Genomic DNA, 11,789 nt, shown 5'->3' with positions numbered 1-11,789 from the left:
AGGAACACCATCATGTCCATCACTCGCACTGCGCTCATCACTGGCGGCCTGGGTTGCCTCGGGTCCGCCATCGCCCAGGCCCTTCACGACGCGGGCAATACTGTAATGCTGACCCACTCCCTTGGCCGTCAGGATGTAAAGGGCTGGCTGGAGGCGCAGGCCAAGGCTGGATACCACTACACGGCGTACCCGGTCGATGTTGCCGACTACGACTCCTGCGCGGCATGCGCTGACCGTATCCACGGTGACGGACACCAAGTCGACATCCTGATCAACAATGCCGGCATCACCCGCGACTCCACCCTGCGCAAGCTGTCCCGGATCGACTGGGACATTGTCATGCGCACCAACCTTGATTCGGTGTTCAACATGACGAAGCCCTTCTGCGAGGCCATGGTCCAACGCGGCTGGGGTCGCATCGTGAATATTTCTTCAGTCAACGGCAGCAAGGGTGCTTTTGGCCAGAGCAATTATTCAGCGGCGAAATCAGGCATATACGGTTTCACCAAGTCGTTGGCACTGGAGGTGGCGCGCAAGGGCGTAACCGTAAATACTGTTTCGCCAGGCTATCTGGATAGCGCGATGGTGGCCAAGGTTTCCAAGGACGTGCTCGAATCCCAGGTTATTCCGCAGATTCCGGTCGGCCGCCTTGGAAAACCATCCGAGATCGCGGCATTGGTCGCGTTCATTTGCAGCGAGCCGGCCGCATTCATGACCGGAGCCAACATCGCCATGAATGGCGGCCAGCATATGTACTGAAGCACTGTAGTCCCTGCACTGGCTGCCTGCGCGGCGGGCGGCACCGGATCCTCCGCGGATACGTGGCCAGCATCGATATGCAAGGAATGCGCCTTACTGCTCTTCGTTGCTCGTGGCCATTTCTCCAGCAACCGGCCGCAAGCCGCGTGTAAGGCTCAGGCGATCCAGGTAAGCGGCATCGATATCGCCAGTTACGTAGCGGCCGTTGAAACATGAGGATTCAAACTCACGCATGTCCGGATTCAAGTCCCGGATGGATTGCTCCAGATCGGCCAATTCCTGATACACCAGCCCATCCGCTCCTATCTCGCGTGCCACCGCATCGGTGTCCCGCCCGGTCGCGATCAATTCCGTCTGGGTGGGCATATCGATGCCGTACACGTTGGGGAAACGCACCGCCGGTGCGGCCGACGCGAAAAAAACCTTGTTGGCTCCCGCGGCACGCGCCATATCGACGATCTCTCGGCTGGTCGTTCCCCGGACGATGGAATCATCGACCAGCAATACGTTTTTGCCTCGAAATTCCATATCGATGGCGCTGAGCTTCTGGCGTACCGACTTCTTGCGCACCGCCTGTCCGGGCATGATGAAAGTCCGGCCGATGTAGCGGTTCTTGATGAAGCCTTCGCGGTAGCTCAGATCGAGCCGGGCAGCCAGCTGCATGGCGGACGGGCGTGAGGAATCGGGTATGGGCATGACGACATCGATTTCGCCAAGCCGCAAGGCCTTGGCTACGTTGTCGCCCAGATATTCACCCATATTCAGACGGGCATCGTAGATGGAGACCTTGTCCATCAGCGAATCGGGCCGTGCGAAGTAGACATACTCGAAGACACAAGGTGTAAGCGAAGTGTGTTCGGCACACTGGCGACTGACCATATTGCCATCCAGATCGATGAATATGGCCTCGCCCGGCGCAACGTCGCGCACCAAGGTGAATCCGCAGCCGGTCAGGGCCACTGACTCCGACGCAACCATCCATTCAGTGCCGCTGTCGGTTTGAATAGAGCCCAGGCACAGAGGACGGATGCCGAATGGATCGCGAAATGCGACCATGCCATAGTTGGCAATCTGCGCAATGACTCCATAGGCGCCTTTTGCACGCCGATGCACCGAGGACACGGCTGCAAAGATGGCGTCTTCGTCAAGGGATCCACCGTTGGCGGCAAGCTGCAGCTCATGCGCAAAAACGTTCAGCAGTACTTCGGAGTCGGAGTTGGTATTGATATGGCGGCGATCCACCCTGAACAGGGCTTCGCGCAATTCACGCCAGTTGGTCAGGTTGCCATTGTGAACGAAGGTGATCCCGAACGGGGCATTGACATAGAAAGGCTGTGCCTCATCGACGCTGTCGCTGGATCCCGCCGTGGGATACCTCACTTGCCCCAAGCCGCTATTACCCGGCAACGACCGCATATTGCGAGTGCGGAAGACATCGCGCACCAAGCCATGCGCCTTGTACATATTAAAGAATTGGTCATGCGAGGTGGCAATGCCGGCGGCATCTTGGCCGCGGTGCTGAAGCAACAGCAAGCTGTCGTAAATCAGCTGATTCACCGGGCCGGATCCGACCACTCCAACTATTCCACACATTTTGATATTCCTGTGAATACGATCAATACGGTAACCAAGACGCCAGCGACGGCGGCAAGAGGAGTTTCAATTGCTGCACGGCCGAGACCGTCGCAGCCGACAGCCTGGCACCCTGCCACCATGGTTCTTTTGGCAATTCGGTATAGCCCGCCAGTGCGACCAGCACCAGCACGACCAGCGAGCCACGCATCAAGCCAAACAAGGCTCCCAGACCGTGGTCGGCTGGCGTAAGCCCGGTCTTCTGGATCAGCGTGCTCAAGGTGATATTCACCAGGCCGACCAGCAGTAGCACAATAATGAATACAGCTCCGTAGGCCAGGCCGGTACGGAGCAATGAATTATCGAGGTACGGGGTCAACCATACGGATACGGTGGGACCCCACCAGATGCCGGCCAAGAAGGCAACGACATAGGCAATGAGAGAAAGTACTTCCTTGATGAGGCCTCGCATCAGCCCCAGCAGTGCCGACACGCCCAGAATGGCCAGCACGATATAGTCGAAACTGGTCACTTAGTCGAGATGAATCCGTTGTCGTAACCCAGTGCGCGTAAACGGGCCTGAGCGGCCTGTGCGGCGTCCCGTGTCGGGAAAGGTCCTACACGCAATCGGTACGTGCTTTTTCCGCCCGACACGGCACTTTCGACATAGGCGTTGGTTACCCCGGAAGCAATGAGACGTTCCCGACGAGTCTGGGCATCCTGGTCGTTTCCGTACGCGGCGATTTGCAGAGTGAAATTACCCTTTGCAGCTGGTGCTGGCGCTTTCTTGGCTGGAGTGCGCCCTTCCAGCAACGCTATTGCCACAGATCCGTCGTCAGTGCGTTCGGATGCCGGTTTCGCTTCCGATTTGGAGGCGGGCTTTTCAGTCGGCTTTGGTTTCGCGGCCGGCGCTGGCTTAGCTGGTGCTTCTACCTGCTCTGGGCTGCGCTCGCCAGTCGTACCTGTATCGGGCGCAGTCGACGGCGTGGTGGCCGAAGCTGCCGCGTTGACATCGGATGCTGGATCCACCGCTAGCGGGGTGTCAAGGGGCAACGTTTCATTATCGGACGAAGCCGGATCGGCTGGCTCGGGAGCCAGGGCGATTGTGGTGTCGGGAGCCGCAGGCGGCACAATGGCGGGAATGACGACAGGCGTGCTTGGCTGTTCCGGCGGCACAGGGTCATCGAACAGCATGGGCACTATGATGACCGCCGCCAGCACCAGCGCCAAGGCACCCACCAGCCTGCGTCGTGCGCGTGCGCGCAATTCGCCGGCCTGGGCCTCGCTGGATTGAGAGGAACGCCGCCCGGAGCCAGTGGCTGATTCGTTACGAGAGAACAATCCCATGGAGCAAAAACCTATTTTGGTGAACAATCCCGGCGAGATGGCCGGTTGAACTATATGACTTTTCGTCCCAGCTCGTTGAGCACCGGACCAACTGTGGAAAAAGAACCGAATACGAGAATTCTATCATTGTCGGTGGCCTGTTTACGAGCTTCTGTAAACGCCTGAACGGGGGTGTCAAAACTTGTCACCACCACCGACCTGGCGGCCGGAGGTGTCACAGCGACGGTGCGCACGCCCGGCTTGTTAGGCGCCTCGACGGTGGACGGTTGCCGATCACGCACGACCTCGCGGCTCAGTGTCTCGAGCGACTCTTTTCCCGCCCGAGTGGCGATCACTTGCCGCACGATGGCTGCCAGGTCTTCGCCGGACATGCCACGTGGACCTTCAAGGCCGGCGCAGTACCAATGGGTGACCCTGCTGGCGAGCTTGGCGATGACTCCGGCCACGTCTTTGTCGCTCAACATGCCCACCACGGCATGTGTTGACGGGAAATACGACATGCCGTCAAGGTTCTGTCCCAGGGCCGCTGCCGCATGCGGATTATGGGCGACATCAAGAATGATGGCGGGCGTCCCGGGAAGAATTTGCAGTCGACCCGGTAGCGATACCTGCGCCAGTCCGATACGTACCGCCTGCTGGGGTACCGCGAGCTGCGGGCGCAACGCTTCAATGGCAGCCAGTGCCGCCGAGGCGTTCAACAACTGATTCGCGCCTCGTAGGGCGGGATATGCCATGCCGCTGCGCCGTTGCGAACGACCTCCATAAGCCCATTGCAGACGGTCGCCGGAATAGTTGAAGTCTTTGCCGAATAACCACAGGTCGGCGCCGATTTCACCCGCGTAGTCGACCAGCGACTGCGGTGGAACCGGGTCGGCACAGATGGCCGGACGCCCCGCTCTGAAAATATGGGCCTTTTCCCAACCGATTTTCTCGCGGGTATCACCCAGATAATCGGTGTGATCGAGATCGACACTGGTAACTATGGCACAGTCGGCATCAACCATGTTGACGGCATCCAGGCGGCCGCCAAGGCCGACTTCAAGCACCGCAACATCCAGGCCATGCTTCTCGAACAGCATGAAGGCGGCCAAGGTGGTGTATTCGAAGTAGCTGAGCGTAATATCACCCCGGCCGGATTCGATTCGCTGGAATTGCTCGATAATTTGGTGGTCGGTAGCCAGTTCGCCATTAATCCGGATACGCTCGTTGAAGTCGATCAGGTGAGGCGACGTATACAGACCTACCTTATAGCCCGACGCCAGCAGGATGGCTTCGAGCATGGCGCAGGTTGACCCTTTACCATTGGTGCCGCCCACGGTTATCTTCACGTAGGGATACGTCAGTTCGAACTTGGCAGCGACGGCGCCGATGCGCTCGAGGCCAAGTTCGATGGGATGGCGGTGTAGGGTTTCCAGATAAGCCAACCAGTCCTGCAGTGTTGCGGTTGCGCTGGGTACGAGACGAGACATGATGAACGCTTATAGAAGTGCTGACGGCAGGCACCAATAGTAGCATTTGTGCTGTATTAGACTGGCTCGCCATCAACGGCGATAAAGCGGCACGCCTGGCCGGTGCATGCCGTCCGTATAGTAGCTGGTGGGTCACGAACGGCAGACAAGGCCAGACGGAGAAAGGCTTATTTCCCGGTGCGCCGCGGTGGAGGAAGGTCGGTACAACTGCCCTCCGCCACTTCGGCCGCCATTCCGATGGACTCCCCAAGAGTGGGATGAGGATGAATGGTCTTGCCAATGTCGACCGCATCGGCGCCCATTTCGATCGCGAGCGCCACTTCTCCGATAAGATCGCCCGCGTGGGTACCCACAATAGCGCCGCCCAGCACGCGGTGGGTGGTCGCGTCGAACAATAGTTTCGTAAATCCTTCATCACGGCCATTGGCAATGGCACGTCCTGATGCGGCCCAGGGAAAGACGCCGCGTTCGACGGCGATACCCTGACTCTTGGCTTCATCTTCGGTCAGTCCTACCCAGGCCACTTCCGGATCGGTGTAAGCGACCGATGGTATAACCCGGGCGTCAAAGAAACTTTTCTGTCCGGCAATGGCTTCAGCGGCCACATGTCCCTCGTGAACCGCTTTATGTGCCAGCATAGGCTGTCCGACAATATCGCCGATCGCATAGATGTGCGAGACGTTGGTACGCATCTGCCTGTCGACTTCGATGAAACCGCGCTCGGTGACGGCAACTCCGGCCTTGTCAGCGGCGATTTTCTTGCCGTTGGGCACTCGGCCCACCGCCTGCAAAACGAGATCGTAGCGTTGCGCCGCGCTAGGGGCGTTCTTGCCTTCGAAGCTCACCCAGATACCGTCTTCGCGGGCTTGCGCACCCACTGTCTTCGTGTCCAGCATGATGTTGTCGAATCTACCGGCATTCATCTTTTCCCAGACTTTGACCAAGTCGCGGTCTGCACCCTGCATCAATCCACTTTGCATCTCGACGACATCCAGCCGCGTGCCGAGCGCAGAATACACCGTACCCATTTCGAGGCCGATAATGCCGCCGCCGACGATCAACATTTTTTTCGGTATGCTGGAGAGCAGCAAAGCGCCTGTGGAGTCGAAGACACGGCTGTCAGCAGGCAAAAACGGCAGCTTGACGGACTGGCTACCGGCGGCAATGATGGCCGAGCCGAATTTTATCGTCTGGCTCTGGCCCTTGTCATCTTGAACCGACACATGTTGTGCATCCACAAACTGCCCTACGCCCGTCACCACGGTCACCTTTCGAGCGCGTGCCATTCCTGCCAAACCGCCCGTAAGCTTCGATACGACGCCATCTTTATAGGCCCGCACCGCATCCAGGTCGATCTTGGGTTCGCCAAACGAAATGCCGTGCGCCGACAAGGACTTGGCTTCCTCGAGCACCGCCGCGGTATGAAGCAATGCCTTGGAGGGTATGCACCCGACGTTCAGACATACCCCGCCCAGCGTGGCGTAACGTTCGATCAGCACGACCTTGAGGCCGAGATCGGCGGCGCGAAAGGCAGCCGAATATCCACCAGGGCCGGCGCCCAGCACCAGGACGTCATACTCTGCGTCTGTGGACCCCGAATAACTGGCTGGTGCAGGTGTGGCGGCGGCGACATCGGCGCTGTCGACCGATGCTGCCTCGGGCCGGGCTGGTTTGACTTGCTCGGAAGAGACCTCCTGGCTGGCTTCAATCTGGAGTATCGGAGTGCCCTTGGTAACTTTATCGCCCACCTTTACCAACAGGGCTTTCACGACTCCCGCCTTTTCAGCAGGAATCTCCATAGAGGCCTTGTCGGACTCTACAGTGATGAGGCTCTGCTCCTTGCTGATGGTATCACCAACTGCAACCATGACTTCGATAACTGCCACTTCCGCAACGTCGCCGATATCGGGCACGTTCAATTCAATTGTGCTCATGTCGGGCTCCTATAGCGCAATGCGCCGGAAGTCGGCCAGCAAGCTGCCCAGGTAAGCATTAAAGCGGGCAGCCGCGGCACCATCGATCACGCGGTGGTCATAGGAAAGCGACAGGGGCAACATCAGGCGCGCCTGGAATTGCTTACCATCCCAGACCGGCTGGTGCGACGACCGCGATACACCAAGGATTGCTACCTCGGGTGCATTGATGATGGGCGTGAATGACGTGCCACCTATGCCGCCCAATGATGAAATCGAGAAGCAGCCGCCTTGCATCTGTGCTGGCGACAATTTGCCGTCGCGGGCAAGCTTGGCCAGTTCGGAGGTTTCGGCGGCAATATCGAAAATACCTTTCTTGTCGGCATCGCGTATTACTGGCACCATCAGGCCGTTGGGTGTGTCGGCGGCAAAACCGATATGGTAGTACTGCTTGAGTATGAGGTTTTCGCCCTCGATGGACGCATTGAATTCGGGGAACTTCTTGAGTGCCGCGACAACTGCCTTGATCAGGAACGCCAGCATGGTCACCTTGATGCCGGATTTCTGGTTTTCCTGATTCAGCGTTTGGCGCAACGTTTCAAGGTCGGTGATATCGGCCAGATCGTTATTGGTGACATGAGGAATCATCACCCAGTTTCGTTGCAGATTGGCGCCCGATATTCGCTTTATGCGGGATAAAGGCTTGGCTTCGATGGAGCCGAATTTGGCAAAATCGACTTTAGGCCACGGCAGGACGCTGAATCCTCCTTCGGCGCCAGCCGCTGCACTGAGCATTGGGGCTCCACCTGACGCCAGCGCCTGTTTGACAAAACCGCGCACATCGTCGGCCGTTATGCGGTTTTTATCGCCCGAGCCGTTCACTTTGGTCAGGTTGACACCCAGCTCGCGCGCGAATTTGCGCACAGACGGAGAGGCATGCGGCAGATTTCGCAAAGGCAGATCGACGTCGGCAAAAGCCTCGGTAGGAGAATGCCTTTCCGGCGGTACGGAAGCGAGGCTTGCCGAGCTGTCGCGTTCGGATAAAGGTGCCTGCGACGTCGAGCTGGACTGTTGCGCAGCACCGGCGTCAGTGTTTGCGGCCTGGACCGGTTCCACCGCTTTGACCGGTTTGGCGGCGGCGGGAGATTCACTGCTGCGCAATTCCAGAATTTCAGAGCCCTTGTTTACTTTGTCGCCCAACTTGACTTTGATTGCGGTCACCACGCCGGCATGCGAGGACGGAACCTCCATGGAAGCCTTGTCAGATTCGACCGTGATAAGACTTTGTTCAGCGGTCACGGTGTCGCCGACTGCCACCATAATTTCGATGACTTCGACGTCGTTGGTATCGCCGATATCGGGCACCACAACAGTGACCGGGCCTTGGTGTCCAACGTCGTTGCTTTCCTTGTCCGCCTTTGTTTCGGCTGGTGGCGGTTCGGGCGCCGCCTGTTCAGCAGCGGCCGGCGCGGCTGCTGGCGAAGCTTCCTTGGCCGGCGGTGGAGGTGCTTTCGCGGCGTCCGAAATTTCGAGTTCAAGTATGACCGAGCCTTCCTTGACCTTGTCACCAGTCTTGACCTTGATGGCCTTGACCAAACCTGCGTGTGATGCCGGTATTTCCATCGACGCCTTGTCGGATTCGACAGTAATCAGACTTTGGTCCTTCGCAATGGTGTCGCCTTCGGCCACCAATATTTCGATTACATCGACTTCACTGACGTCGCCAATATCGGGAACCTTGATTTCGGTGTTATTGCTCATTTTGTCGTCCTCGCTCAGGCGTGATGCGGATTGGCTTTTTCAGGATTGATTCCATATTTCTTGATGGCCTCAGCCACTTTGGCCAGTGGCAGTTTGCCCTCGTCGGCCAGTCCGCGCAATGCTGCCAGAACGACAAAATGCCGGTTTATCTCGAAATGTTCGCGCAGCTTGTATCGGAAATCGGAACGCCCGAATCCGTCGGTACCCAGCACCCGGAAATCGCGGCCCTTGGGTATGAATGGACGGATCTGGTCACCATAGGCCTTGACATAGTCGGTAGAGACCACGATCGGACCCGTCGTATCCTGGAGCTGCTGGCTGACATACGAAACCTGCTGAGCGGTGTCTTCCGGATGAAGCAAGTTATGGCGCTCGCAATCGAGTCCGTCACGACGCAATTCAGTGAAGCTGGTCACGCTCCAGACGTCGGACCCTACGCCCCAATCGCTCTCGAGTATGTCTTGGGCGGCGAGCACCTCGCGCAGGATAGTGCCTGAGCCCATCAGCTGGACGCGCAGCTTGCTGTCTCCCACCGACTTGAATTTGTACATGCCGCGGATAATGCCCTGTTCGTCACCAGCAGTAAGCCCCGGCTGGGGATAATTCTCGTTCATTACCGTGATGTAGTAATACACACTCTCCTGGTTTTCGACCATCCGGCGCAGTCCATCCTGGATGATGACGGCAAGTTCATGGCCGAAAGTGGGGTCGTAGGAAACGCAATTCGGAATGAGCGACGACATGATGTGACTGTGGCCATCTTCGTGCTGCAGACCTTCACCGTTTAGCGTCGTGCGTCCTGCAGTACCGCCCAGCAGGAACCCGCGCGCCTGCATGTCGCCCGCGGCCCAGGCGAGGTCGCCGATGCGCTGGAAACCGAACATTGAGTAATAGATGAAAAACGGAATCATGATCCGGTTATTGGTGGAATACGACGTCGCGGCCGCTATCCACGAGCTGAATGCGCCAGCCTCGTTGATGCCTTCCTGCAACAACTGCCCGTTTTCCGTCTCACGGTAGTACATGACCTGGTCTTTATCGACAGGCGTATATTTTTGACCTTCAGGCGCATAAATGCCGATTTGGCGGAACAAACCTTCCATGCCGAAAGTACGGGATTCATCAGCAAGAATTGGCACGACACGCGAGCTGAGATCCTTGTCCCGCAGAATCTGATTCAGGATTCGAACAAATGCTTGCGTGGTTGATATTTCGCGACCCTCGGCCGTCGGTTCGAGCACGGCCTTAAAGACCTCAAGTTTCGGAGCCATCAGATGCTCGTCCGCCTTTGCTCGACGCCGCGGGAGATAACCGCCAAGCGCCTCGCGGCGCTCATGCAGATATTTCATTTCAGGTGAGTCGTCGGCCGGTTTGAAATACGGCAGATCTTCAAGCTTGTCGTCAGGCACCGGAATATTGAAACGATCGCGAAATTCGCGAACCGCGGCGACGTCCAGCTTTTTCTGCTGATGGGTAGGATTCTTGGCCTGGCCCACGTGGCCCATGCCGTAGCCTTTGATGGTCTTGGCCAGGATGACAGTAGGTTGTCCCTTGTGCTTGGACGCGGCATCGAACGCGGCAAATACCTTATAGGGATCGTGACCGCCTCGATTCAGACGCCAGACGTCTTCGTCGCTCATGCGGCTGACCATTTCAAGCAGTTTGGGATGCTTGCCGAAGAAGTGTTCGCGTACGAATTTTCCGTCATTGGCTTTATAAGCCTGGTATTCGCCGTCGACGGATTCTTCCATGATGCGACGCAAAATGCCTTCTTTGTCGCGCGCCAGAAGAGGATCCCAATAGCCGCCCCAGATAAGTTTGATCACATTCCAGCCGCTGCCTCGGAAGTCGCCTTCGAGTTCCTGGATGATCTTTCCGTTGCCACGCACCGGACCGTCAAGCCTCTGGAGATTGCAATTGACCACGAAAATCAGGTTGTCGAGCTTCTCACGCGAAGCGAGGCTGATGGCCCCCAGCGATTCGGGCTCGTCCATTTCACCGTCGCCGCAGAATACCCATACCTTGCGCTTGCTGGTATCAGCGAGGCCGCGGGCGTGCAAGTACTTCAGAAAGCGCGCCTGATAGATGGCCATGAGCGGGCCCAGCCCCATGGAGACCGTGGGGAACTGCCAGAACTCCGGCATCAACTTGGGATGCGGGTAAGACGGCAAGCCTTTGCCGTCGACTTCCTGGCGAAAATTATCCAGCTGTTCTTCGGTCAAACGCCCTTCAAGATAGGCGCGGCCATAAATGCCAGGGGAAGAGTGACCCTGGAAGTACACCAGATCGCCGCCGTGATCTTCGGTTTCGGCGTGCCAGAAGTGATTCTGGCCGCAACCTATCATGGTGGCAAGCGATGCAAACGATGCAATGTGTCCTCCCAGGTCGCCGCCGTCTGGCGGATTATGGCTATTTGCCTTGACGACCATGGTCATGGCATTCCAGCGCACATACGAACGGATGCGTTCTTCCAGCACCAGATTGCCAGGATGTGGAGGCTCGAGCCCGGGCGGTATGGTGTTGACGTAAGCCGTGTTGGGCGAAAACGGAATGTGTGCACCTGAACGGCGCGCAAGATCGACCAGGCGTTCGAGCAGGTAATGGGCACGCTCCGGGCCCTCCCGGTCCAACACCGCCTCCAGTGCTTCCAGCCATTCCTGGGTTTCTAGTGCGGCATCATCGGCGACAGCGGCCGGTGCGTTGATTGGGTCAAGAGAGGACATTGGGTGTCTCCTGTTTAAATTATGGATTCGAACACTGACAACACTTGATCGTTGTCCCCGTTATACCCGATAGCTGGTGATCCCGGACGCGTGCATGCAGAGCAGCCAGATGCTGCAATGGACTCAATTCTAGGAAAGACCGGTGATATGTTCAAGCAATATTTCATTTTATGATATGACTTTTCATAATGTGAAATATTAACAACGCGCTTACGGTTTAAAATGCCGAAAGCATTCTGTGCAAC

8 protein-coding genes are annotated in these 11,789 nt (G+C 57.6%); 1 reads left to right on the top strand and 7 read right to left on the bottom strand.

Translation table 11 applies throughout. From position 1 onward, the window contains the following. The first annotated feature begins 12 nt into the window (after nt 1–12). A complete protein-coding gene (gene phbB, locus CR155_RS08540; protein ID WP_199171710.1) occupies nt 13–759 on the top strand; it encodes an acetoacetyl-CoA reductase in 747 nt (248 codons plus the stop codon). A gap of 93 nt (nt 760–852) precedes the next feature. On the opposite strand, the gene purF is transcribed toward phbB, so the two are convergent. The 7 genes from purF to aceE form a co-directional block, all read right to left on the bottom strand. Further along, nucleotides 853–2,352 (bottom strand): amidophosphoribosyltransferase, encoded by a 1,500-nt coding sequence (gene purF, locus CR155_RS08535; protein ID WP_102069596.1) that lies wholly within the window; start codon nt 2,350–2,352, stop codon nt 853–855. A gap of 22 nt (nt 2,353–2,374) precedes the next feature. Then, entirely contained in the window at nt 2,375–2,863 is a 489-nt protein-coding gene (locus tag CR155_RS08530; RefSeq protein ID WP_102069595.1) for a CvpA family protein, read from the bottom strand. Further along, nucleotides 2,860–3,678 carry an SPOR domain-containing protein gene (locus CR155_RS08525; protein WP_102069594.1) on the bottom strand — a complete coding sequence of 273 codons (819 nt, stop codon included), beginning with the start codon at nt 3,676–3,678 and terminating at the stop codon, nt 2,860–2,862. The genes CR155_RS08530 and CR155_RS08525 overlap by 4 nt, the downstream gene beginning before the upstream one ends. Nucleotides 3,679–3,728: 50 nt before the next feature. After that, entirely contained in the window at nt 3,729–5,147 is a 1,419-nt protein-coding gene (folC, locus tag CR155_RS08520; protein ID WP_102069593.1) for a bifunctional tetrahydrofolate synthase/dihydrofolate synthase, read from the bottom strand. Between the two features lie 167 nt (nt 5,148–5,314). After that, entirely contained in the window at nt 5,315–7,081 is a 1,767-nt protein-coding gene (gene lpdA, locus CR155_RS08515) for a dihydrolipoyl dehydrogenase (RefSeq protein WP_102069592.1), read from the bottom strand. Nucleotides 7,082–7,090: 9 nt separating this feature from the next. Beyond that, nucleotides 7,091–8,821, bottom strand: coding sequence for a dihydrolipoyllysine-residue acetyltransferase (gene aceF, locus CR155_RS08510; protein WP_102069591.1), 1,731 nt, complete (start codon nt 8,819–8,821; stop codon nt 7,091–7,093). A gap of 14 nt (nt 8,822–8,835) precedes the next feature. Further along, the gene (gene aceE, locus CR155_RS08505) at nt 8,836–11,544 is read right to left on the bottom strand and encodes a pyruvate dehydrogenase (acetyl-transferring), homodimeric type (RefSeq protein ID WP_102069590.1); all 2,709 of its coding nucleotides are present in this window, start codon (nt 11,542–11,544) and stop codon (nt 8,836–8,838) included. Nucleotides 11,545–11,789 lie beyond the last annotated feature (245 nt).

Source organism: Pollutimonas nitritireducens, from assembly GCF_002849615.1.
Classification (GTDB): Bacteria; Pseudomonadota; Gammaproteobacteria; order Burkholderiales; family Burkholderiaceae_B; genus Pollutimonas; species Pollutimonas nitritireducens.
Note: the sequence above shows the minus strand (reverse complement) of the source record. Positions and strands in the feature narration are given on the sequence as shown.

Bases quoted from the DNA above. Each gene is read 5' to 3' on its own strand.
- phbB (WP_199171710.1), top strand. From the start codon at position 13: ATGTCCATCACTCGCACTGCGCTCATCACTGGCGGCCTGGGTTGCCTC.
- aceF (WP_102069591.1), bottom strand. From the start codon at position 8,821: ATGAGCAATAACACCGAAATCAAGGTTCCCGATATTGGCGACGTCAGT.
- aceE (WP_102069590.1), bottom strand. From the start codon at position 11,544: ATGTCCTCTCTTGACCCAATCAACGCACCGGCCGCTGTCGCCGATGAT.
- CR155_RS08525 (WP_102069594.1), bottom strand. From the start codon at position 3,678: ATGGGATTGTTCTCTCGTAACGAATCAGCCACTGGCTCCGGGCGGCGT.
- purF (WP_102069596.1), bottom strand. From the start codon at position 2,352: ATGTGTGGAATAGTTGGAGTGGTCGGATCCGGCCCGGTGAATCAGCTG.
- folC (WP_102069593.1), bottom strand. From the start codon at position 5,147: ATGTCTCGTCTCGTACCCAGCGCAACCGCAACACTGCAGGACTGGTTG.
- lpdA (WP_102069592.1), bottom strand. From the start codon at position 7,081: ATGAGCACAATTGAATTGAACGTGCCCGATATCGGCGACGTTGCGGAA.